Here is a 22638-nt window from a genome sequence, read left to right as displayed (position 1 = left end):
CTCTTCCGACTTAAATATAGATGGCTGTGTTCTCGGGGCCGAACGCCACGTCCAATCCTGCGTGAATCCCATATTCCCGGGCGATCTCGTAGCGAAAGCCGCCCCCACCCGCCACCACCGATTGTCTGCGTTCGAACTTCGTCCATTCGTTCCAGGCGGCTCCGGTGCCGGCAAACCCGACCAGGCTGTAGCGCTCCCAGAATTGCCAGCACAACTCCGCCTCAAGCTGTGCCATGTCTTCTCCCTGATACCGCATGGCCGGCACCCCGCGCAGGTAGACGAACGGCCGCAGGTAGAACGGGGTCTCTTCCGAACTGGTGGTGATCTGCCCCCGCAGCCCCAACGTCCACTTGTCCCGGAGAGGCAGGTAGTGCATCGCGATGAGGTTCGACCGCCGGAAATCGCCGTCCGAACCGAGCCACTCGGTGAAGAGCCCCAGGCTCGCCTCAAGGTAGGTCCCTTTGATCGGGGTGAAGATATTGTCCCGCGTATCGTAGGTGAGCGAAGGACTGAGTCCGCCCACATTCGAGGTTCCCGAATCACCGGGCAGACCGGGCGCGCCCCCGGGAGAGTCGAAAGAAACGGCGATCGAGGCCAGGGCATAACCGAACCCGGCAAAGACCCGTGACTCACCTAGGCGGTATTTCCCCTGGACCATCCCTCCGGTCGGCTCAAGATTGTAACTCCTGGGCTCCTCTCCCAATGTATCGTCCGAACCGATACCGTAGAAGTCGAGATTGACCGATGCATGAACCGTTCCGGCCAGGGTCTGCAATCGGCCGTCCTCCCACTGGCGCATATCGCCCACGATCAATCCCCAGGAATCATTCTCTGACGCAAAGCCCCCGGCGAAGGTGGCATTGGGGCGGGAGAATTCCTTCCGCGCCTCGCCGAACGGCTTGTCGAGGAAGGCGACACCTCCGCCGATCCCGTAGCCGACCGCCGGCTCGGTGATCGGGACCGCCAGCGGCAGAAACCCGAACTTCTTGTCGAGGAAACCGCTCAGGTCGAGCCACCCGTCGTCCATCAGACTCGAACCCAGCGGTTCGGCAGTTTCCTTCGCGACTTCCTGCGCCATCGCCGTCGGGCTGCCCAGGACCAAGGCCAACAATACCAGACTGACGTCGCGCATCACCAATCAGCCTCCCAGGAAAATGGTCATGCTGACAAGAATACTGCCTAGTATCACCATGGCGAACCCCAGCAGCCACGGATTGCCGCCCACGATGCGGGCATAGGCAAACCCGGTGCCGAACAGCATCACAATGGCAATCGCGTTGGAAACACGCATGGCCGGAAGGATTTCGTCCATGAAAATGAAGGGGATCGCGACGGGAAAGGTGGATAGAACCACCAGGATGAAGACGGTCACCGCCCCACGCCAGTCGTCCTGCGCCAATCGGGCCCGCGCCGGAGGCTCAGGCAGGTCACGCAGCCGCTGGTGCACCCCATCCAGCTCCGCCGGCGTGAGGACGGATGCAATGACCGAAGGCATGGCCTGCGCAAGCCGATCGCGGGCCTTCCGGGGATCCGGCTCACTTCTCACCGCCCGATAGGTCATGAGGTTGCTGCCCTTTTCGGCCAAGCTGCCCATCAGGTAAAAGATGCCGTCAATGATGCCCCAGGCGAAGTTGCAGCCCAACGCACCGATCAGCATGACTCGCACATCATCACCGCCCGCATCCGCCACGCTGAGCGAGCCGGTGAAGGTCAGCACCATGATCAATCCGAAGAGAACTTCGGAAATGCGTTCATTCGGGTCGAGGGCGCGCTTGGAGGAAGAGACCGGTGTTGTGGCCATGGCGGGCTCAAAGGTACCCAGTATCTTGGTCAGAACCTTTCCTCAACAAACCTTCGCCCCTTCAACGATGCCTTGTCGTCATAGGCATGTTTCCTGGAGCGATCGGGAATCCTGATCTTCTCCCGAGGCACCTTCTTGTAGGGAATCTGCCCGAGCAGATGGGTGATGCAGTTGAGCCGGGCGCGTTTCTTGTCATCCGAGCGCAGGATGAACCAGGGGTTTTCCTCCGTGTCGGTCGCCTCCAGCATCTCGTCGCGGGCCCGTGAATATTCGTACCACTTGCTGCGCGAAGGGAGGTCCATCGGACTGAGTTTCCACTGGCGCACCGGATCCGTCACCCGGGCCACGAACCGGCGCGCCTGTTCCTTGTCACTCACTTCCAGCCAGTACTTGAGCAGGATGATTCCGGATTTGACAATCTGTCCCTCGATGAACGGACAGATGCGGAGAAACTCCTTGTGTTGTTCTTTGGTGCAGAACCCCATCACCTTTTCGACTCCGGCGCGGTTGTACCAACTCCGGTCGAAAATGACGACTTCGCCCGCGGCTGGAAAATGTTTGATGTAGCGCTGGATGTACATCTGCGACTTCTCCCGGTCCGAAGGAGCCGGCAGCGCGATGACCCGAAAAACGCGGGGACTGACCCGTTCGGTGATGGCTTTGATCGTCCCTCCCTTGCCGGCGCCATCGCGTCCTTCGAAGACGATTATGGCCCGCAGTCCCTTGTGTTTGACCCACTCCTGCAGATGGCAGAGCTCGCCCTGAAGCTCACGCAGCTTACTGGTGTACTCCTTGTTCTTGAGCTTTTCGGGTTTGTCGGATTTCGCGGCCTTCAGGGTCTTGATCATGGAGATGAAACCGGGATTCGGCTCATTGGGTCATCACACCGTTCTGCGTGGTGGTCGCGTTGGCCTAAACGTCGGTGACCGGCTCGAAGCTTCCACCCAGGACGAGGTGCAGATTGACGCGTTGACTGAGCTGCTCGCTCCGGACCCGCAGAAGGGCGAGACGTGCCGCCTGAACGTTGAGCTTTTGCTGTTGCACGGCGCGCAGATCGCCTGAGCCGATCCGGTAGCTGGTCTGGGCCATGGCAAGCGCGCGTTCGTTTTCGGCCAGAACGCGGGTAAGGATCTTCTCCCGGTCCGCGAGGGACCGGCTGGTCGCCAGGATGTTTTCGACCTCACCAAGTGCCTCCAACGCCTGCCGGGCGTAGTGGGCGACCGCCTCCTTCTGCTCGAGCGTGCGGATGGTCACCTGTGTCTTGAGCTGGCCGCCGTCATAAATGGGGGCAATGAGTGTGGCGCCGGCGCCGAAGGACGGGTTCTCATAATCCGGCTGAAGCTCGAGGATTTCACTGGAAATATAAGAGGCATTCGCGTTCAGGATGATGCGCGGCAACCGGGCGGCCCTGGCCTCACCCACCCGATTGAAGGCAGCGGCGACTCTCCGTTCGGCCGCGACCATGTCCGGCCGGCGCTCCAACATCTCCAACGGCAACCCGGCGGGAATATCCGGTGGCAGTTCGACGAGATCCGGACGGACTGAGAGTTCGGCCGCCGGATAACGTCCAAGGAGCAATTCGAGGGAACGCTGTGCCTGCTGATGGGCAAGTCGCACCTGGCGCGCATTGTCGCGATAGCTCCCGAGGTTGGCCTGTGCGAGCGCCACATCCTGTTCATTGCCGGCGCCGATTCGGTAACGCTCGTCCGCGAGTTCCAGCAGCTTTTCGGCAGCGGCAACCAGATCGTCCGCGATCGTCTGCTGTTGCCAGGTTTCACTGGCGGTAAACCATCCCTTCGCCACCATGGCGGCGAGCGACTGGCGGGCGAACTCATAATCGGCCTGGACCGAGGCATAGCTGGCCTCGGTGGCATTTCGTCCATAGCGCAAGCGGCCCCACAGATCGGGTTCCCAGGACGCGCGGAACGAGCCGCCCTGGAGCGGTGAACTGATGTCGCCCCCCCCCAGGTTGAGGCCGCCGATGCCGAAGATACTCAGTGACGGCCGAAGGGCGGCTTTGGAGAGCTCGACGTATTGAACCGCCTGTTCCACCTTGGTGGACGCAATGCGCAGATCCGGATTCTTGGCCATCGCCTCGGTGATCAGGGCATCGAGTTGCTGGTCCTTGAACGTCGCCAACCAGTTGTCGGCGATCGGCCCGGAAGCCACTGTTTCTTTCCACTCACTGGTCGGCTCCAGGTCGCCGACGACTCCGGCCTGTTGCTGAATCTCGGTCAGTTCAGGCGGAGCCTTGGTGGCGCAACCGGCCAGAAGGGCAGCCCCGAGAAGGATGCCGAATGCTTTGGAGAGCGTGTGCATGGGCGGGTCTCAATGCAACTTGAGGATGAGCCAATTGAGCTTGGCAGTGATCCGCACCATAACCTTGCGGATAATGTGAATCATATGACCGCTGTCGGTGTAGATGGCACCGGCGCCGTGTGCCCCTGCCGCGAGAAAGAGCTCTTCGTCCCTGCCGGCCGGCAGAAGACGAACCGCGAGGGAATTGGGCGGGATGGGCGCGACGCCGCCCGTTCCGTTCATCGAGCCGATGGGCAGTTGCCCCTGTGCGGTGGCCCACATGATGGAGTCCACGGTGCACTTGACGATTTTGCCCGGATACATGGCAAAGGCGACCTCCGCCTCCTGACCGGGTGCGACCTTGCGGACCTCGTTCTGGTGGTAGATGGCGAGAATCCAGCCCTCGTCCTCGATGAAGTTCATGGCCGGCGCCATGGGCAGGGGAACGGCCATCGCGCCGGGCCGCAGGGTCAGGGCGACGACGCGGCCATCGGCCGGCGCGTAGTAGGTGGTCTGGCTGAGACTCCATCGGGCGTCCGCCAGCTGCGCTTCCGCACGGGCGATCTGGGCCCGCACGTTGGCAACCTCATCCTGTTCGCCGTCGTCGGACCTGGCCGAAAGCTTCTCGCGGGCCTGGGCCTCAGTTGCCCCGACCGAGGCGAGTTGGCCTTCAAGGTCCAGCACATCGGCCTGGGCCTTCTGGTAATCGAATTTGTTGCCGGCACCGGAATCGGCCAGCTCCTTGAACTGCTTCAACCGAAGCTGGGCCAGATCAAGTCTCGAATTGATGACGTCTTTCTGGCCGATCGCGCCTTTGAGCGTCTCCTCCATGTTGCGCGCGCTTGCCTGGGCGGTAACCAGTTGAATCTGAAGCTGTTTGAGTTGGGCCTCGTAGCTCTTCACCTCGATCTCATACGGAGCGGGGTCGATCTTGAAGAGAACATCCCCTTTCTTGATCGGGCGGTTCGGCTCGATGGGCACCTCGGTGACCAGGCCGCGGACTGGCGTATTGATGGGGACGACGTAGTTGACGACCCGGATGTCGTGCGACGAAGGCGCGGCGATGTTGAGCAGGAGTATCAACATCGCGATGGCGACGATCGGGAGGGTGATGACGATTACCTGGCTGATGATATTCCAGGGGAGCCACTTGAACTTGAAGAAGATCAGCCAGACGAAGAACGAGTAAATACCGAGCAATAGGATTTCCATGGTTCAGGCCTTTCCTCCTTCGGTTGCGCCCTTGCCGCTCAATTTGGACTCGAGCTCGGCAATGCGCTGACGGAGGCGATCGACTTCGGCCGTCTCTTCCTCGTCGGCCTGCGCGCCGTCGCCATGGTCCCCTTCGCCGTGGGGCACCTTGTCGGTGCCGTAGGCCATCTTGTAGAGAACCGGTTTGCTGTAGGCCCAGAGCCATGCGATGGGCCAGAGCAGACCGCCGAAGACCAGCGATAGGAGACAAAGGGTTTGAATCGCCTTTGCCTGAGGGTGTTTTCTCTTCTCGGCGATCTTCTCGGGCAGAATGTGAACGATCCAGAAGACGGCCAGCCCGACGACGGGCGCCACGATCAGAACGACCCACGACAGGATGTCTGCAACTTTGTCGAGCGCCTCTCCTTTGAAAATCGAGGCGTGCGCCTGCGAGGCCCAGAGCGGGAGAGCGAGAAGAACGGTCGCGAGCCGCCATCGAGTCGGGCTGGATCGTAACCGCGGGGGAAGGGTTTTGGGATTTATGACTGCAATCATGGTAGTACTGTGTCGATGGCCGTCACGCGATCTACGAGCCAGGAAGATCGAGAAGACAGATTCCCGGGCGAACTGCGAGCCGGAAATGGCCGGACCATAGTCCTCATTCGGGTCATCAGATCGTCGACAAACGGAACCGTCCATGACCGCTGGATTTCACGATTCGACTTGCCACAAATGCGAACCCGTGGACTCGGGTTCCGATGCGATGCCCATGTCAGAAGAAATGAATTTCGTGAGACAATATTTGCATATTGGTCTCGGTGCATACGACCCAATCGATTCGGACTGTACCAAGGTCCAGTCCCGATCAAGCTTGTCATCACCCGTTCAATCAGGTTCTCCTGAACTCCTTACTGTTCATCATGAATACCACAAAAAACACTATCAGAATTCTCGCCGCCGCCCTGGCCGTGGCGGTTGCCTCCATGACCTCGGTCAACACTTTCGCCATGGCCGAGGACGAGGCAGTGCCGACCCGCGAGGACGTCGTTCTCGTCTCGATGGTGGCCAAGGTTGCCGCCATCGACTACGAGACCCGAGAGGTCACCCTGAAGGACGAACTCGGCAAGGAGATCTCCATCGTGGCGGGGCCGGAAGTCGAGCGTCTCAACGAGATCGCCGTCGGGGATTCGGTCGAAGCCGACTACTACCTCTCCCTCGCCTTCGAGCTCCGTGAGCCGACCGCCGACGAGATGGCAAACCCGCTTCAGGTTGCCGAGGATGCGGGACGCACCGAAGCGGACCAGGCTCCAGGTGCCGGCGCCCTTCGCATGATCAAGGCTGTCTGCACGATCGAGGGACTCGACCGCCCGACCGAAACGGTGACCCTGATGGGTCCGCTTGGCGGCCTCAACGTGATTCAGGTCCGCGATGTGTCCAATCTTCCCAAGCTGAGGATTGGCCAGTCCGTCGTCGTGACCTACACCGAGGCTCTTGCCATCGGTCTGGTCAAAGTTGAGCTCCCGGCCGCAGCCACGGAATAAGCGGCCCACTCCACTCAATCGGGATTCACAAGCCCGGGTTCACGTTCGCGTGACTCCGGGCTTTTCCATTCTCGGCGCAATGCACACGGGTAGGAGAGCCTTTATGCCTCGATTATCCATTTTCCCATTCCGGGCGCAATGCGCACGGGTAGGAGAGGCTTTACGCCTCGATTACCCATTTTTCCATTCCGGGCGCTATGCGCACGGGTAGGAGAGGCTTTATGCCTCGATTATCCATCTCATCGAGGCACCGAGCCTCTCTCTACACAAAAAGACTCGGCCCTTCATCCTCTGCCCTTCGTCCTTTGCGGCGCGCCCAACGGTTGCGCGCTGCCGTCATTCCAGCTCTCACCCTTCCCGCGATCGATGGTGGATGCCCTGCGCCCCGGCCACAATCAGATCGGTGGCCAGCCCGATGAAGAGCCCGTGCTCGACGATGCCGGCCCGGGCATTCAAAAGCGAGGCCAGATGCCGCGCATCGGCGATCGGACCGAAATGACAATCGAGTATTCGATTTCCGGAGTCGGTCACGAACGGATGGCCGTCGTTGCCTTTCCGGATCTCCCATCGCGCGCCCAGGGTTTCGAGAAAACGGGCCTGGGACATCCATCCGAAAGTGATCACCTCGACCGGGACCGGCCAGTGCGTGCCCAGGCGCGGTGAGGGCTTGGATTCATCCACCACGATGATCACCCGGCGGCTGACCTGGGCCACGATCTTCTCGCGCAGGAGTGCACCCCCGCCGCCTTTGATCACGTCCATTGCGGGATCGACCTCATCCGCACCGTCGATCGTCAGTTCAAGATCTTCGGGCAGATCATCGTCCATCATGGGAATCCCGAGGCGATTCGCCTCCTCGGCGGTCGCCTTCGAGGTCGCAAAGGCAATGATGTCCCGCAGTTCGCCCGACTTCAACAGGGCACCGATACGGCGGGTGGCGAAAACCGCCGTGCTGCCCGTGCCCAGCCCGACCTTCATACCGGACTTGACGAAATCCACCGCACGCACGGCCGCCGCCTCCTTGAAGGCCGCCGCCGCATTCGCGGATGTTGATGATGGTTTCATGCGCGTTTCCGGACCTTCATTTTCCACCCTTCATCTTCCGGTAGCGGCGGATCAGGTTGTTGGTGGAGCTGTCGTGCCTGAGCCTGGATGCAGTCTCGCTCTCGAGTTCCGGGAGGATGCGCTGAGCCAGCGCTTTGCCCAGCTCGACACCCCATTGATCGAAGGGATTGATATTCCAGATCGCGCCCTGGGTAAAGACGCTGTGCTCGTAGAGGGCAATCAGCTTGCCGAGGACCTCCGGCGTGAGCCGATCGGCCAGAAGGGTGTTCGAGGGACGGTTGCCCTCAAACGTCTTGTGAGGCACCAGCTCCTCAGGCACACCTTCGGCCCTGACTTCCTCCGCCGTCTTGCCGAAGGCCAGAGCCTCGGCCTGGGCAAAGACATTGGCCATGAGAATATCGTGGTGCCGACCCAACGGAGCAAGGGCATGACCGAAGGCAATGAAGTCGCAGGGGATCATCCGGGTGCCCTGGTGAATCAACTGGTAGAAGGAGTGTTGTCCGTTGGTTCCCGGTTCACCCCAGAAGATGGGACTCGTCTCGTAGGTGACCCGGGCGCCATCCAGGGTCACGGACTTCCCGTTGCTCTCCATCGTCAATTGCTGGAGATAGGCCGGAAAGCGCTTCAGATCGTTCTCGTAGGGCAACACAGCAATCGTCTCCGCTCCGAAGAAATTGCTGTACCAGACCGACAACAGCCCCATCAGCACCGGCAGGTTCTTCTCAAGCGGCGCGGTGCGGAAGTGCTCATCCATCGCATGGAATCCCGCCAGCATCTTCAGAAAATGGTCCGGGCCGATGGCCAGCATGCTCGACAGACCGATCGCGGAATCCATCGAATAGCGCCCGCCGACCCAGTCCCAGAAGCCGAACATATTGGATGTGTCGATCCCGAAGGCCGACACCTTGTCGGCATTGGTGGACACGGCGACAAAGTGCTTGCTCACCGCATGAGCCTTGCCACCCATGCCCCGGACCAGCCATTCGCGGGCGCTCTCGGCGTTGGTCATCGTCTCCAGGGTGGTGAAGGTCTTCGACGAGACGATGAAAAGGGTCTCGGCCGGTTTGAGGTCATGGGTGGTCTCGACAAAATCCGCTCCGTCCACGTTGGAAACAAAACGGAAGGTGAGCCCGCGCTCGCTGTAGTGCTTGAGCGCCTCATAGGCCATGACCGGACCCAGGTCCGAGCCTCCGATTCCGATGTTCACGATGTTCCGGATCCGCCTGCCGGTGTGCCCCTTCCACGCACCGCTCCGGACGCGATCCGAGAAGGCCGACATCCGGTCGAGCACCTCATGAACCTCCGGAACCACGTTCCGCCCATCAACCCGGATGGTGGACCCCCGCGGTGCGCGCAGAGCCACGTGAAGCACGGCGCGACCTTCAGTCTGGTTGATCTTCTCCCCCTGAAACATCGCGTCGCGCCTTGCCTCCAGGCCCGACTCCGCGGCCAGCCGCACCAGCAGCTTGAGGGTTTCATCAGTGACGCGGTTCTTGGAATAGTCCAGGAACAGACCCACTCCCTCGGCGACCAGGCGTTGGCCCCGTTTCGGGTCCGCGGCGAACAACTCCCGCAAATGCAGCTTCTCGATTTTCTTGAAGTGGGCGCGCAGGGCTTTCCAGGCCGGGCGTCGGGTCAACGGGGGAATTGTGGATCTCATGTCTTTGGGATGGTGTGCATTCTGCCTACCCCGACTTTGACCGCACGGCAAGGATTTCGACCCGCGGCGTTTCAATTCGTCGCTCTTCGGGAAAGCACGACAACCGAGCGCGCCGCAACGGCCAGATCAAGCGACTCCACCGGCTGCTCCTCTCCCGGCGCGGCAATGTCCTCAGGACTTGGCCGGCTCGTGTCGACCACCCAAGACCAGTCACTCGCATCACCCTCCTGCACCCGGAAATTCCGGGGCTCATGGTGGGCGTTGATCATCACGTAAAGGTCGCCCTCGTCGAACCGATCGCCGCGCAGACGCCAAGCCAGGCAGCGGGATTGATCGGAGAAATCCACCCCGCCTTCGGCGCCAAACCAGGCGATATCCTCCCGCCAATAACGGCTTCGCCCGAGCATGCGGCGGGACTTGCGAAACGCGATCATCTGCTGAAAGAAACGGAAGATGTCCCGGTTCTTCTCCAGCCGGCTCCAGTCAAGCCAGGTGGTTTCATTGTCCTGGTTGTAGGGGTTGTTGTTTCCCCGCTGGGTCCTGAGGAATTCATCGCCCGCACAAAACATGGGCGTGCCGTTGGCCAACATAAGCAGGGTGAAGAAATTCTTCACCTGCTGACGGCGCAGGGCCAGGACCTCATCCGGAGCCCCGTCGTCGCCTTCCCAGCCGCAGTTCCAGCTCCGGTTATCCACCGAACCGTCGGTGTTGCCGTGTCCGTTCGCGTGATTGTGCTTATGGTCATAAGCCACCAGGTCATACAGACAGAACCCGTCGTGGGCCGTGATGAAATTCACTGACTGGTAGGCATGGTAGACGTCGCCGGGCTGGTCGGGAAACAGATCGTCACTCCCATAGAGACGGGTCATCAGCGAACTCACCTTGCCCGGATCTCCCCGGACGAACGCCCGGATGTCGTCACGGAACTGCCCGTTCCACTGCCGCCAGGTCAGTCCCGGAAAACTCCGCCCGAGCAGGTAGGTCCCGATATCCCAAGCCTCGGCGACCAGACGCACATCGAGCCGCGCCCCCAGGGCACCGATCTCATGCACCATGGCCGGCTGGTCTGTATCCACATTCCCATGCAGATCGCGGGCGAAGACCGAGGCCAGATCGAAGCGAAAACCGTCCACCCCCATCTGCTCCGCCCAATACTGCAGGCTGCGCAACACCAGCAGACGCATCGAGGGGTGGGCACAACGGGTGGTATTGCCGCAACCGCTGTCATTGAGATGGTGCCCGTCAGGTGAGACCAGGTAGTAGCTGCTGTTGTCCAGTCCGCGCAATGAATAGGTCGGGCCGCTCGGATCACCCTCCGCAGTGTGATTGTAAACCACGTCGAGCCAGACCTCGATCCCTGCCTCGTGAAGGGCGGCCACCATTTCCCGGAATTCAAGGACCGGTTCCTTCACCGCGTAGCCGAGGTGCGGGGCAAAGAAGTTCAAGGTCATGTATCCCCAGTAATTGCCCTCCTGCGGGTCAAACTGATGCACCGGCAGGAGCTCCACCACGGTGATGCCGAGTTCCTTCAGGTAGGGGATCTTTTCGATCACCCCCAGGAACGTGCCGCGCTTCCCGGCCGGGACGCCCGAATTGGCGAGAGCCGTAAAACCTTTCACGTGCAGTTCATAGACAATCGCATCGTGGGTGTGGCGGGGCGGGGACACGTCCGGCCAGTCAAAGGGTTCGGATGCCCGAGGCAGGACACCGAGGACCGCCTGACCGTCGTTACCACCATTTCCGCAGCCTGCCTGACGCGAAAAATCCGGCGGGAAATACACCTCGGCTGCATAAGGATCGAGAAGGATCTTCTCGGGACGAAAGAGGTGACCATGGACTGGATCGAACGGCCCCTCCGCCCGCCAGGCGTAATGGACCGCTTCGGGTGCATCGGCCAGCTTGACGAAGCAATGCCAGATCCGGCTGCTCTTGTTGACAATGGGATCGAGCCGGAGTTCGAAGACCGGGCGAACCGGATCCTCCCGACCGTAAAGCAGGAGGGTCATTGCGGTCGCATGGCGCGAAAAGACTGCGAAGTTCCAGGCCGCTTCCGACTCCACCCAAGTCGCGCCCAGCGGCGAGGAACAGCCCTCCACCCGCTCCCAGCCCTCGATGGTATGCAAATCCCTCGGGCGGCTCACCGGGACTCCCCTTTCAGGTCATTCACGCACATTGGAAAACGCACATCCATCTGATGATGCCTGAGCAATCCATTGACAAATGCAATTCCATGGGGGGACGGACGAAGAGCACAACGGGGTGTTCGTCCAATCTGCAATGTCGCCAATTCGCTGTGTCGAAGTGTCCCCACAACCTGACCAAACGCCGACAATGCGGCGTTGCTCCATTCAACTCAGCCTCCGCGGTCGAGGCGGAATCCGACCCTCCATCTCGATCCCTTCGAAGGGCGGTTCACCGGAGGCCCTAGAGGCTGTTATGCACTTTGGATTCATGGTCACTTTCGCAAGTCATTGCTGGTCTGTTGTAGCCACTTCGCTGTGTCGGAGTGTTCCCTTGCCTCGAGAACGCCGACACAGCGGCGTTGCTACATTTCTTCGCATCTGACGCCTTGGTGGGCTGTTCGTACAGGGTCATCCAGCCTGAAAGTGCATAACAGCCCTCGGGCGAATCGATGTTACGTCCCCTGCACAGCCTCACCCAGGCTCACGGCCAGGTCTTTCTGAAACTGCGGCCAGCCCCTGGCCTCAACCAGCGCCTGGTTGATTTCGAGCTCGATGCCAAGGTAACGCCCTTCCGGGTGGCGGCGGCGCAGCCAGGTGGTCAAGCCGTCCGAACTGCCGCGATAGGGGTAGTTGTAACGGATCCGCAACTTATGGTTCAACCGACGCAGGACTCCGGCCCACCGGTGGCAGAAATCAGACTCCCTCCGACGTCGACTGTCATAAAGAAACGCGACCTCGGCATTTCGCACCTGGCCCTCCAGTTCCGGCGTAAAACTGTGCACCGCCACGTGCACCACCCGGTGTCCGCTTCCGATGGCGTCGGTCACGGCCCGCGCGACTTCATTGCGGTGTGGCCACCACCAGCGTTCGAGGATGGTCTCGCGCTCCTCCCTGGGCAGGTCCTTCATGAACCGCGACCAGATGCCCGGGTTGTGCGGGGACCGGTTGGCTTCGATCAAGAGGCGGCTCCAACTGACCGCGTGAAGCGGCCGATTCAGCCGGCGGGAGAGAAAACGGGCCAACGTCAGCGCGCCTGGATCCCAGCCCCGGTGCGTGGCCAGCACATCATCGGCCCCGTGAAAACGGTCCGCATAGGCTGCGGGAATCCGGTTGCAGGCGTGCTCGCAGGTCAATAGCAGGAAATCGGGGCCTTCCGGGCGACAGCTCATGTCGGAATCACCTCCTGAGACCCCACCCCGCTATTGCGCCGGGAAGGCGAGCCCGTCGAACCAAAGAACCGCCTTCCGGTCGACTCCAGACGGAGGGTCGTGCTCCCTGTGCGTGCGTTTCCTCTCGGGACAGGCCTGCGCGACCGCCAGTGCCGCGAGTTACCGTTCGCTTTCATCTGCCTCACCCCACCATTAATGGTAATTCCCGTACCGATCGAGCAATTCGACGATGAACCGATAGGTCGCCCAACTGACCCCCGGGGGCACCGAGTGATCCGAATGATATAGATAACCCTTGATGGACATGCCGGCTTCCAGCTTCGAGCGCACCTCGTGCTCGACCAGGTCGAGATCGTTGGTGTTGGCCACCGTCATGTCGATGTTGCCAAAGAAGGAAAGACGATCGCCGTACTGAGGAACCAGTTCCCGGATATCCATTCCCGCCTTAGCCTCGAGCGGCTGGAGGCAATCGGCTCCCGTCTCGATCAGGGAGGGAATCAACGGCCGAACGTCACCATCCGTGTGGTAAATGAATTTCATTCCACGGTCATGCGCCCAGTCCCCCATACGCTTGTGGTCCGGCCAGATCAGCTCCCGGTACATCTGCGGCGAAAAGAACGGACCACGGCTGTAGGCGATGTCGCCGAATACCCAGATACCATCCGGTCTGGCACCGGCTTCCAGCACGGCATCATAATCCCGCAGCACGAGGTCGGTATAGGTGATCGAAAGGTCGCGGATCCAATCCGGATCTTCCGCCATCGTCATCAACGTGACCTCGTCACCCATCAGCTGGCGTATCGCTTCAAACGACTCGATGCTGGCCAGGTAGGTCCATTTATCCTGACTCCGGGCATGGTCGAAGGCCTCCCGGGCCGACTTCACATCCAGATGAACCTGATGGGAAAGCAGTGCCGGCTTGTAGATCTGTGTCCACTTTTCCCGGCTGTCACAGTCGAACGAGATGTGCTCAGGTGTGCCGAACTTGTGTTTCCAGGTGCGCTGGGTCTTGCCCATCGCGTCGCGGATGACCTGGGTTTCGGCGTCCTCGCTGATGAGCGTCTCCTGTCCCGGAAACGGTTTGGGCCAACTCCAGGAGACGTTGCTGATATCACTGCCCAACCACTGGTCAAAGTCCCCGCTGAAACCCTCGCTTCTCCAGCGGTCCAGAGTCTCCGGCCATGGGCCATCGCGCCGCGGCACACGATCGTGATCCTGTCGGGAGAGCGCCCGGTTGACCCGCTCCCGACTCGTCAGTGAGGTCTTCGTCCCGCTCATTTCAGGAATGCAGCTTTCACCGGGATACAAGCACGGCCGGATCCACCCCCATTGACGAGTCTAATCGACCGCCGTTGACTCCCGAAAGGCCGCCCCACTCCTCTCAACCCCTCCCCCAAGATCACGCGGGCCCGGGAAACCGGCCCGGCACCCGCGGTCTGTCACGAACAAAGCCCACTCCTTTCCTGCGGGCTTCCAAGGGAGTGAACAACCCCGTCCGTCGCCTACTTAACGGCCTTGAAGCTGAACTTCTGCCCCCCGAGTGACGCCTCATACATCAACCCGCCCTTGGCGACGGTGAAGATGGCCATCCCCCCGGTATAGTCTTCCTTGGCCTGGTTCGATCCGGCTCCGGCATTGGAACCGCCGGCCGTGCTGGCCGAGGCATTGGCACCCGCCGTCAGCGCCACCGCCGAGGCCTGGGCTCCGAACTCGAACTCGCCACTGATGAAGGTTCTGTAGGCGCGTTCGTCCTCAAAGAAAATGATCTGGCTGAAGGCCTGGCCACCAAGTTGCCAGCCGATCGATACCTGAGTCATCTTCGCTTCACCGGTGTAGTCACCCTTGGCAAAGACCCAGCCCGTTCCATGCGCGCCGCCGATCCCCATGCCGCCTTTCCCGATCGTCGGGAAAATCGCCACCGCGTAGCAGTTGTCAAAATAGGCCCCCATCTGTCTCACATTCTCGAACTCCAGGAGGGCTGATTGGACATTAAGCTGATCCTTCTCCTTGGGAATATCCTTGGAGGCTTTCTTGAGCGCGGCAATCGAGTTGCTTCCCGCAAAGGCATTCAGTCCGGAGAGAACAAGCGCTCCGGCGGTGACGAGTGCGATGAGATGACGATTCATGATGGACGGATTATAATGTTTTTGTCTGGTGGACGCCTTCCGGACGAGCGGGCCCCAAACAACCGGAGACCTCGATCAACCTCGGGAACGCCTTTCTTTGCGATGTCGTTCTGAAGTATCGGTGGCTTGTCGCCACCACAAATCCTGGGTTATTTCCAAGTCGGGGGATTTTCAAGTCCGACCGGCGGTTAATTCTGGCGGGGAATCACATCCGCCTCGAGGACGGGAATCGGCTTCCCGGAAGGACTTTACGGCTCCTGAAGCGCCTCAACCACCTTTGCCGTAAAGTCTTCGGTCCCGAGATGGCCGCCCAGATCAGCCGTCAAGCCTCCCGACGCCAGGACTTCCTCCACCGCACGGGCGATCTCCGCGGCCGCCTTGCCCTCCCCCAACCAATCGAGCATCATGCCGGCAGCCAGGATCGCACCGGCGGGATTTGCGATTCCCTTGCCGGCAATATCCGGAGCCGATCCGTGGACGGGTTCGAAAAGTGAAGGCGCATTTCGTTCCGGATTCAGATTTGCCGAGGGATTGAGCCCCAGGCTGCCCGTGATCGCGCCGGACAGGTCGGTCAGGATGTCACCGAACAGATTCGACCCCACCACCACGTCGAAGAACTCCGGACGGCGCACAAAGTTCATCGAGATCGCATCGATGTGCTGCTTGTCCGTATCGATCTCCGGATACTGCGGCTTGAGCTCCTCGAGGATGTCGTCCCAGAGCGTAAAACCATAGCGCTGGGCGTTGGACTTGGTCACCATGGTCAGCCGCTGGCGCCGTTTGGCGGCCAGATCGAACCCGAAGCGCAGGGCCCGCTCAATACCCCGCCGCGTATGCAGCGCGGTCTGTACCGCGAATTCATCGGGAAAACCCTGGCGGAAACGCCCCCCATTGTTCACATACTCCCCTTCGGAATTCTCGCGCACGACCACAAGATCGATCGGAGCGGTCGTCTTGAGCGGCGTCGGCACTCCCTTGAAGGTGCGGGCCGGACGCACACAGGCCCACTGGTCAAAGGTCTGCCGCATGGTGATGAGCGGCTGCAGGGTTACGTTGTCCGGCAGCTTCGCCGGCCAGCCGACCGCACCGAGAAAGACCGCGTCGAATCCCCGCAGTGTATCCAGATAATCGGACGGAGCGACGCATCCGTGCTTCTCGTGATAGGCCGTTCCCCATTCGAAACGGGTGAAGCCCAGATCGAAACCGCCCCGCTTGCGACTGACGGCGTCGAGCACGGCCACCGCCGCGTCAGTCACCTCGACGCCGATGCCGTCGCCCGGATATAGGGCAATCTTGTAGGAGTTCATTGGATAGGGAAAATCGACTCAGCCCGTCCTGCCCTGCCGGCGAAGGGCCCGTTGCGAGGCGGCCTTGAGGGCCACCCCGATGACGATGAGAACCCCGCCGCAAAAGAGAAAGGCGAGGCGGCCGGTCAGGCTGTTGGGAATCAGGGCGAACGCACTGAGGAAAAGACCGTAAGCGATGGAGAACCGACCCAGCAGGCGGCTCTGGCTGACATCCGTCTCCCGGACCTCCGTTTCTTCGGCAACCACCGGGGTGCGCATGTTGACAAACATCCGGTCCACGCCCTCTTTCCGCCGGCCGGTCGGTTCCCGGTAGAAAAACCGGGTTCCAAGGAACCAGAGAGACGGAATCAGGGTGTTCACAAAAACTGCCACGATAAAGAGGTAGTCATTGGATTCCCGCACTGACAACGCCGGATCCAGATCGAGAAAGACATTGAGCCAGGACGCGTTGAAGTAGAATTTCAAGAGGACCGAAAGACCGAATCCCACCACGGTGGTCGACCACCCCGACCAGTCCGGAGTGCGCTTCATCACCGCTCCCCAGAACATGGGGACATTGAGCGGCAGGCTGATCAGGGCCACAAACTGCAGCAGGATATCAAACAGCCCGAGTTCCTTGAAACTGGTCTGCCAGAGCGCCGCCAGGATGATCAGGCTGCCCAGCAGAATGGTCACGCCTTTTCCCGCAAAGAGCAATTCGCCGTCGGTCGCCCCGGGACGGATCAGCGGTTGATAGAAATTCTTGACCAGGATTCCCGCATTGCGATTCAGACCACTGTCCATCGAGGACATGGTCGCCGCGAATATCGCGGCCACCAGCACACCGATCATGCCCATTGGCAGGAGATCCATCCCCATCACCACATACGCCGCCTCGCTCGTTCGGTTGCCCAGTTGAGGGAACTCCGAGGCCAGGTCCGGATGGCGGACCGAAGCCACCATCGGCGGAATGAACCAGATGATCGGGCCGATCAGGAAGAGGACGGCGGCCAACAGGGCGCCCTTCCGCGCGTTGGCCGTATCGCGCGCCGTCAGGTAACGATAGGAGTCAATGAGGTTGTTCGTCGTGAGAAGCTTCTGCACCAGGACGGCGCAGATCCAGAAGGCCACGATCGTGCTGTAGTGGATGTCGTTGCCCAGCAGGCTGTCGGCTGGAAAGAGCGCGATCAACTCCGACGGTCCTCCGATCTCAACCAACGCATAGACCGCCAGGACGATGGAAATCGGCAGCAGGACCAGGACCTGCATGAAGTCGCTCGCCACCACCGCCCAACTCCCGCCGAGCAACGATACAAGCAGAACGACCACTCCGGTCACAATGATGGTGACGTCGAGGGAAAGACCGAAAACCGCCGAACAGAAGATGGAAAGCCCACCCAGCCAGATCCCACCCTGCAGGACGTTGGTCGGCACATACGCCCAGGTGAAAAACTGCTCACTGACCGGCCCGAACCGGTCCCGCATCGCCTGAATCGGCGTGATGATCCGCAACTGCCGAAAGCGGGCCGCAAAGAAGGAATAATTGACCAGGTATCCGGCCACATTCCCCATGAAGATCACCAGGACCAGGGGCCCGTTCAGGTAGGCGCTGCTGGCTGCCCCTGTAAAGGTCCAGGCACTGAAAGTCGTCATGAAGGCGGAACTGCCCGTCATCCACCAGAACATGCGGCCGCCTCCACGGAAATAGTCGCTCGTATTCTTGACGAAGCTCCGGAAGGCGAAGCCGATCAGGACCATGAAGGCAAAGTAGAGCGCAAGGGCCGCGTGATCGTAATAGGTCAACATGGGGCAGTCGGGCGCCGGAGAATTGAGCCCTCACCTGAATTGATAATTATCAACCGCCGGGTCAAGCTTTCCAAACCCGCCTTCACCGGACAGGATCACAGGGTTGGGCTTTTCCGTCGGTTACCGCTGCCATCGAACGATAGCAGTCCGAAAAGGCTCACACTGAAACCCGCCCAGGTCAGGATCCAGCTCCGACCCAGCCCAGACCCGGGCCTCCGATTTCGATCGGGAAGCCCTCATTGCCTCTGGCCTGACGCAACCGAATACGCCACCGTCAAACCGCCCCCACTCGACCATGCACGATTGCCTCCTGCATCCCGCCACCGTCTCCGCACTCGTCTTTGTTCTGATTCTTGCCGCCAACCTCGTCGTTTTTCTCCGGCGTGAGTGGGAATCCAACCATCGCGCAGCCGATTATTCCCGGATCAATATTCCCTTGGATGTGCCGACCCTTCGGGATTGGCGGATTCAATCCGATCGCCTTTACCCGCGGATCTGCTGGAACAGGCATCCGTCCCAGTGGCAGGTCCTGCACCGGGGCGGAGTGATCGACACCGTCCCGGGCGACGCTCCGTTCATCACCCTAGATGCTCCCCGCTTCAACGGCCAACCCGGCGCCCTTCCGACCGACTTCCGGCAGGAATTCACCCTGCGCCCCTTGCCCTCCGGGATCGGTCCCGACATCACCCTGCACCTCACACCCATCGCGCAGGAGTTCTACCGCGACCGGGGCCTGCACTTCCCTCACGACCTCATTCAGGTTCGCAGCACGATTCCCGCGGGGAAGTTCACCCGGCATGCCGTCGCCGATTGGACGGATGATTACGACTACATCGGACAATCGGCCCTGGCCGAAGCGGACCGCGTCGTCCGCGAGGAAATCGGTGTTCAGGACGACGATCCCGAACTGGTCCGGATGGAGAAGATCGTCCACTTCATGCGGAACCGTCTCGTCGAGGCGGGCGGTGTGCCCAAGGATGCCTTCCGCTGGATGGATCCCTTCGCCATCTTCAAGGAAATGTGCGCGGGCACCGGAAAAGGCTGGTGCACCCAGAACGCCCAGATCTTCGCCTTCTTCGCCACCCGGGCCGGAGTCCCAACCCGCTTCGTCTACTGCGGCACGGTCCAGAAGAATCGTTTTGTTTACGACGGCCACTCATGGACCGAATCGTTCCTTCAAGAGCAGAACCGCTGGATCTATACCGATCCGCAACGGGCCATCGTTGGCGTTCTTGACCGCAACGGCCTTGCCCTGAATACCGCCGATGTCTTTCAGCTCTGCCAATATGGCGCCTTTGAAGGCGTCACCGCCCGGATCTTCAAGCAATGGCACTGGCACGATCTCCCGATCGAGGCACCACCGGACACGGCCATCGATGTCCCCTTCAGCCTCGTCAACGACACCGCCCGAAGACAGTTCACCCCGCACACCATCATCAAGTACCGGCGCCCCCCCAATGTGGAGGACATCCGCAGTCGCTACGGGATGCTCTTCCGGAGCTGGACCTTCACCTGGACAAATCTCAGGCGCTATCTCTGGTATCCCGATCTCGCCTACTCCAACCGTCCGACAAGAGGAAACACCGTCTACCGCCTCCGCCAGTCTCTCTTCGGCCTGCTCGTGGTATCCGGTGTCGTTCTGATTCTCAGTCTGCGCTGAGAGCGATCCGCAGGGCGATCCCGACCTTCGGGACACCCTAAAGGTCAGGTTTCTTTCTCAGGATTGTGTGATTTCGCCGGCTTCACCGAGAGTCACAGTCAGCTTTCCGAGGACCTCCTGAAGGACACCTTCCTCCACCCGACCGATCAACTCCGCACGTCGGGTCCGCCAGTTGAGGCTCTTGACCTGATCCGCGAGGATGACGCCCCGGATGCTCGCGAACGTCACGCCCACCTCGAACGGATAGCCTTTGACCCTCGACGTGATCGGACAAAACAGCGCGAGTCCCGTCTTACGATTGTATTCCCTGCTCGAAAGGACAATCGCGGGGCGCCGACCCGCCTGCTCATGACCCGCCTGGGGATCGAACTCGAGCCAGACAAGCTGACCCGGAGCTGGCACGAATCCACTCACCAGACTTCCCCACCTTTGGCAGGACCCGTCTGATACTCATCGTGCCGATTGTCCTCATTCACGGCCGCAAGCAGATCGCTCAACCGATAAGTCTTCGACACAATCGGACGGAGCACCAGACCATCCCCGCTCTCAACAACCTCCACATCGGATCCCTCGGATAATCCCTGACTCACAGCCATCTTCTTCGGGAGCCGCAAAGCCAGGCTGTTTCCCCAACGGGCCACCTTGGTTTTCATTCGCCCACTGTATCTACATCGGATATCCAGTCAAGGCCACCGAACAGCCCTCCGTTGGCACCCCCACGGAGAATCGAACTCCGATTTTAAGAATGAGAATCTTACGTCCTAACCGTTAGACGATGGGGGCCTACGGGACCGGAGACGTTGCCGGATTCCTTCCGGCCAATCAAGAAAAAGTTGCAGGGCCCCGCCAACCTGATCCCTGAAACTTTTCGTGGGCAGGTCAATGACCTCAAGGGAGGCACGTTTCCCCCGGGAACGCAGAGGAATTTGGATCAGAAAGGGCCCCCGAACGAATCGTTCCGAAAACGACAAGAACCCCGTCCCCCTCAGCGCGAGGATAGCGGGTTGACTACTTTCAGGCCTGCAAAACGCTTGAAGTCGCTGTCGGAGGTATGAACGCTGGCCCGCAACCGCAGGGCGATAGCGGCAATCTGGGCATCTGTCGTGAGGTCACCTCCCAACCCGATTACTTCCAGGAGTTCCAACGATTTCAGGAGATCGGATTTTTCCAGCGCCACATATTGACTGACTTTTCGACCGAGCCAGGACGAGACATGGCCTGATGCCTCAGCGATGGTCATGGGGTTTTCATAAACCCGCGGATGGGTGGCCAGACGGACGAAAGCCGAAAGGACCATCGGGCACAGATACACCGGATTCCGACCCGAAAGACACGACTCCCACCAGGGGCGCGCCTTGGCGTGATAAGGACTCGAACGATCGTAGGCGTAGAGCAGAAGGTTCGCGTCAGGCAGAATCATCTGCCCGATCTCCTCCCACGCCCCCGCCCCCGCCGGCTCTTGAACTCCTCGACGTCCAGATCCGTCTCCATTCGCGCGAGACGCATTGGATCCAAGCCCGTTTTCAGCTTCATTGCTCCGGCTTTGACCACGAAAGGAGGCTCTTCTTCCTCCGCCGGCCCGCCCGGCAGACCACGGCGAAGGGCCTCATTCAAGACCCGCTTGAACGGCAGGCGGGAGCGATGGGCCAATTGACGTAACCGCTCCGCCAGGTCGTTGTCCAGCGTGACCGTAGTTCTCACGGAAGCATCAAATCATCAAAATATTTTGATGTCAAGATGCTATAAGCCTGCGGCGATGCCTCTTCCCTCAGATCCCCGGATCGGGCAAGCCGATGACCTCAAGAGCCCGCAGCGCGGCCGCCGTCCGATTCTCGACCCCCAGCTTCTGGAAGATATTCTGGACATGCTTCTTCACCGTGTTGGGTGCCGCTTCAAGGATGACCGCAATTTCCGGGCTCGATTTGCCCTGGGTCATCCAGAACAGGACCTCCGCCTCGCGCGGGGTCAGTCCCAGTTGCTCGAGCGGCTTGGGATCATTGATCTCCACCTTCTCATCCAGGAGAAGCATGACGGTCTGGCTCGAATCACCTTCCGAAAAGAGTCGGACGGTCAGTGTGCCTCGGTCGCGGGTTATCACCAGGGGACCGTCCTTGGCGCCACCTGTGCCGGCACTCCCCTCCGGTCGCACGCCTCCGGCGATCCAGGTTTCGATCGCCTCGGGCAAGGTGACGAGGATCTTCGCGCTGAAGTAGCGCGACAACAGATCCCAGGCATGGCGTGTGCAGAACTGGATCCGGTGGTCCCGGGTCGCCACGATGACCGCCTGGTCGAGGGATTGCTGAAGTTGGTCCTCCGCCTCAAGCCGCAGCAGGATCTCATGCTCCAATTCCCGGTTCTTCTCTTCCAACACCCGCTGCAGGTGGCGGATCTCCAGATGCGCCTGGACCCGCGCCAGAACCTCCTCCGGCTGGACTGGTTTGCTCACGAAGTCGACCGCACCCGCCTCAAAGCCCTTTACCTTGTCGACCGTCTCAGTCAGGGCGGTCATGAAAATGACCGGGATGTCCCGGAATCCGGCATCCGCCTTCAGCCGCCGGCAGACTTCGAATCCATCGAGCCCCGGCATCATCACATCAAGCAGGATGATGTCCGGCCGTGAGTAACCAATCTGATCCAGTGCCCCCTGACCGCTCTCCGCCACCAGAACCTCAAAGCCGGCGTCTCCCAGAAAGTCGAGAAGCACGCTCAGGTTGGCCGGGACATCGTCCACCACCAGGATCGCTCCGGGCTTGAACACCTTCGAGTCAGCCACCGGACACCTCCATCGGTTCCGGACGGATCCGAAGTCCGGTCAGGCGGTAGCCGGCGGCGAGGTCACCGGACTGAGGCAT

21 protein-coding genes and 1 tRNA gene are annotated in these 22638 nt (G+C 60.7%); 2 read left to right on the top strand and 20 right to left on the bottom strand.

Annotation, left to right across the window (positions count from 1 at the left end):
- Positions 1-10: 10 nt before the first annotated feature.
- The 6 genes from R3F07_02410 to R3F07_02385 all read right to left on the bottom strand — a co-directional run bounded on the left by R3F07_02410 (position 11) and on the right by R3F07_02385 (position 5845).
- A complete protein-coding gene (locus R3F07_02410) occupies positions 11-1132 on the bottom strand; it encodes a BamA/TamA family outer membrane protein (GenBank protein ID MEZ5275217.1) in 1122 nt (373 codons plus the stop codon).
- Positions 1133-1138: 6 nt separating this feature from the next.
- Positions 1139-1801 (bottom strand): VIT1/CCC1 transporter family protein, encoded by a 663-nt coding sequence (locus R3F07_02405; GenBank protein ID MEZ5275216.1) that lies wholly within the window; start codon positions 1799-1801, stop codon positions 1139-1141.
- Positions 1802-1830: 29 nt separating this feature from the next.
- Positions 1831-2649: a polyphosphate kinase 2 gene (gene ppk2 / locus R3F07_02400; GenBank protein ID MEZ5275215.1), complete on the bottom strand. Its 819-nt coding sequence runs from the start codon at positions 2647-2649 to the stop codon at positions 1831-1833.
- 64 nt (positions 2650-2713) lie between these two features.
- The gene (locus R3F07_02395; protein ID MEZ5275214.1) at positions 2714-4120 is read right to left on the bottom strand and encodes an efflux transporter outer membrane subunit; all 1407 of its coding nucleotides are present in this window, start codon (positions 4118-4120) and stop codon (positions 2714-2716) included.
- Positions 4121-4129: 9 nt separating this feature from the next.
- A complete protein-coding gene (locus R3F07_02390; protein ID MEZ5275213.1) occupies positions 4130-5311 on the bottom strand; it encodes a biotin/lipoyl-binding protein in 1182 nt (393 codons plus the stop codon).
- 3 nt (positions 5312-5314) lie between these two features.
- Positions 5315-5845, bottom strand: coding sequence for a DUF3302 domain-containing protein (locus tag R3F07_02385; protein MEZ5275212.1), 531 nt, complete (start codon positions 5843-5845; stop codon positions 5315-5317).
- A 365-nt stretch (positions 5846-6210) separates the two neighbouring features.
- Between R3F07_02385 and R3F07_02380 the strand changes: the two genes are divergently transcribed.
- Positions 6211-6831, top strand: a complete 621-nt coding sequence (locus tag R3F07_02380; protein MEZ5275211.1) for a hypothetical protein — start codon at positions 6211-6213, stop codon at positions 6829-6831.
- A 348-nt stretch (positions 6832-7179) separates the two neighbouring features.
- Here the strand turns inward: R3F07_02380 and rpiA are convergent, their stop codons facing one another.
- The 8 genes from rpiA to R3F07_02340 form a co-directional block, all read right to left on the bottom strand.
- Positions 7180-7896, bottom strand: coding sequence for a ribose-5-phosphate isomerase RpiA (rpiA, locus tag R3F07_02375; protein MEZ5275210.1), 717 nt, complete (start codon positions 7894-7896; stop codon positions 7180-7182).
- 16 nt (positions 7897-7912) lie between these two features.
- Positions 7913-9556 (bottom strand): glucose-6-phosphate isomerase, encoded by a 1644-nt coding sequence (gene pgi, locus R3F07_02370; protein ID MEZ5275209.1) that lies wholly within the window; start codon positions 9554-9556, stop codon positions 7913-7915.
- A gap of 71 nt (positions 9557-9627) precedes the next feature.
- Entirely contained in the window at positions 9628-11697 is a 2070-nt protein-coding gene (locus R3F07_02365; GenBank protein ID MEZ5275208.1) for an isoamylase, read from the bottom strand.
- Positions 11698-12191: 494 nt separating this feature from the next.
- Positions 12192-12908 carry an N-formylglutamate amidohydrolase gene (locus R3F07_02360; protein ID MEZ5275207.1) on the bottom strand — a complete coding sequence of 239 codons (717 nt, stop codon included), beginning with the start codon at positions 12906-12908 and terminating at the stop codon, positions 12192-12194.
- 192 nt (positions 12909-13100) lie between these two features.
- A complete protein-coding gene (locus R3F07_02355) occupies positions 13101-14186 on the bottom strand; it encodes a uroporphyrinogen decarboxylase family protein (protein ID MEZ5275206.1) in 1086 nt (361 codons plus the stop codon).
- Between the two features lie 224 nt (positions 14187-14410).
- On the bottom strand, positions 14411-15034 hold the full coding sequence (locus tag R3F07_02350) for a lipid-binding SYLF domain-containing protein (GenBank protein MEZ5275205.1): 624 nt from the start codon (positions 15032-15034) through the stop codon (positions 14411-14413).
- A 248-nt stretch (positions 15035-15282) separates the two neighbouring features.
- Positions 15283-16341 carry an isocitrate/isopropylmalate family dehydrogenase gene (locus tag R3F07_02345; GenBank protein MEZ5275204.1) on the bottom strand — a complete coding sequence of 353 codons (1059 nt, stop codon included), beginning with the start codon at positions 16339-16341 and terminating at the stop codon, positions 15283-15285.
- 18 nt (positions 16342-16359) lie between these two features.
- Positions 16360-18126 carry a hypothetical protein gene (locus R3F07_02340; protein MEZ5275203.1) on the bottom strand — a complete coding sequence of 589 codons (1767 nt, stop codon included), beginning with the start codon at positions 18124-18126 and terminating at the stop codon, positions 16360-16362.
- Between the two features lie 295 nt (positions 18127-18421).
- Between R3F07_02340 and R3F07_02335 the strand changes: the two genes are divergently transcribed.
- Positions 18422-19786 (top strand): transglutaminase-like domain-containing protein, encoded by a 1365-nt coding sequence (locus R3F07_02335; protein ID MEZ5275202.1) that lies wholly within the window; start codon positions 18422-18424, stop codon positions 19784-19786.
- Between the two features lie 57 nt (positions 19787-19843).
- Here the strand turns inward: R3F07_02335 and mazF are convergent, their stop codons facing one another.
- The 6 genes from mazF to R3F07_02305 form a co-directional block, all read right to left on the bottom strand.
- A complete protein-coding gene (mazF, locus tag R3F07_02330; GenBank protein MEZ5275201.1) occupies positions 19844-20188 on the bottom strand; it encodes an endoribonuclease MazF in 345 nt (114 codons plus the stop codon).
- 8 nt (positions 20189-20196) lie between these two features.
- Positions 20197-20439: an AbrB/MazE/SpoVT family DNA-binding domain-containing protein gene (locus R3F07_02325; GenBank protein ID MEZ5275200.1), complete on the bottom strand. Its 243-nt coding sequence runs from the start codon at positions 20437-20439 to the stop codon at positions 20197-20199.
- 55 nt (positions 20440-20494) lie between these two features.
- A tRNA-Glu gene (locus tag R3F07_02320) sits at positions 20495-20569 on the bottom strand.
- Positions 20570-20771: 202 nt separating this feature from the next.
- Entirely contained in the window at positions 20772-21206 is a 435-nt protein-coding gene (locus tag R3F07_02315; GenBank protein ID MEZ5275199.1) for a TA system VapC family ribonuclease toxin, read from the bottom strand.
- A complete protein-coding gene (locus tag R3F07_02310) occupies positions 21203-21487 on the bottom strand; it encodes a hypothetical protein (protein ID MEZ5275198.1) in 285 nt (94 codons plus the stop codon). Before R3F07_02310 ends, R3F07_02315 begins: the two co-directional genes overlap by 4 nt.
- A gap of 67 nt (positions 21488-21554) precedes the next feature.
- Positions 21555-22559 (bottom strand): response regulator transcription factor, encoded by a 1005-nt coding sequence (locus R3F07_02305; protein MEZ5275197.1) that lies wholly within the window; start codon positions 22557-22559, stop codon positions 21555-21557.
- Between the last annotated feature and the right edge of the window lie 79 nt (positions 22560-22638).

This window comes from Opitutaceae bacterium, from assembly GCA_041395105.1.
Classification (GTDB): Bacteria; Verrucomicrobiota; Verrucomicrobiia; order Opitutales; family Opitutaceae; genus B12-G4.
This window is presented reverse-complemented; position numbering and strand designations above follow the sequence as displayed.

Coding starts and splice junctions, on each gene's coding strand:
- R3F07_02380 (MEZ5275211.1), top strand. CDS start 6,211: ATGAATACCACAAAAAACACTATCAGAATTCTCGCCGCCGCCCTGGCC.
- R3F07_02390 (MEZ5275213.1), bottom strand. CDS start 5,311: ATGGAAATCCTATTGCTCGGTATTTACTCGTTCTTCGTCTGGCTGATC.
- R3F07_02315 (MEZ5275199.1), bottom strand. CDS start 21,206: ATGATTCTGCCTGACGCGAACCTTCTGCTCTACGCCTACGATCGTTCG.
- rpiA (MEZ5275210.1), bottom strand. CDS start 7,896: ATGAAACCATCATCAACATCCGCGAATGCGGCGGCGGCCTTCAAGGAG.
- ppk2 (MEZ5275215.1), bottom strand. CDS start 2,649: ATGATCAAGACCCTGAAGGCCGCGAAATCCGACAAACCCGAAAAGCTC.
- R3F07_02360 (MEZ5275207.1), bottom strand. CDS start 12,908: ATGAGCTGTCGCCCGGAAGGCCCCGATTTCCTGCTATTGACCTGCGAG.
- R3F07_02345 (MEZ5275204.1), bottom strand. CDS start 16,341: ATGAACTCCTACAAGATTGCCCTATATCCGGGCGACGGCATCGGCGTC.
- R3F07_02355 (MEZ5275206.1), bottom strand. CDS start 14,186: ATGAGCGGGACGAAGACCTCACTGACGAGTCGGGAGCGGGTCAACCGG.
- R3F07_02385 (MEZ5275212.1), bottom strand. CDS start 5,845: ATGATTGCAGTCATAAATCCCAAAACCCTTCCCCCGCGGTTACGATCC.
- pgi (MEZ5275209.1), bottom strand. CDS start 9,556: ATGAGATCCACAATTCCCCCGTTGACCCGACGCCCGGCCTGGAAAGCC.
- R3F07_02325 (MEZ5275200.1), bottom strand. CDS start 20,439: ATGAAAACCAAGGTGGCCCGTTGGGGAAACAGCCTGGCTTTGCGGCTC.
- R3F07_02410 (MEZ5275217.1), bottom strand. CDS start 1,132: ATGCGCGACGTCAGTCTGGTATTGTTGGCCTTGGTCCTGGGCAGCCCG.
- R3F07_02405 (MEZ5275216.1), bottom strand. CDS start 1,801: ATGGCCACAACACCGGTCTCTTCCTCCAAGCGCGCCCTCGACCCGAAT.
- R3F07_02395 (MEZ5275214.1), bottom strand. CDS start 4,120: ATGCACACGCTCTCCAAAGCATTCGGCATCCTTCTCGGGGCTGCCCTT.
- R3F07_02335 (MEZ5275202.1), top strand. CDS start 18,422: ATGCACGATTGCCTCCTGCATCCCGCCACCGTCTCCGCACTCGTCTTT.
- R3F07_02350 (MEZ5275205.1), bottom strand. CDS start 15,034: ATGAATCGTCATCTCATCGCACTCGTCACCGCCGGAGCGCTTGTTCTC.
- R3F07_02340 (MEZ5275203.1), bottom strand. CDS start 18,126: ATGTTGACCTATTACGATCACGCGGCCCTTGCGCTCTACTTTGCCTTC.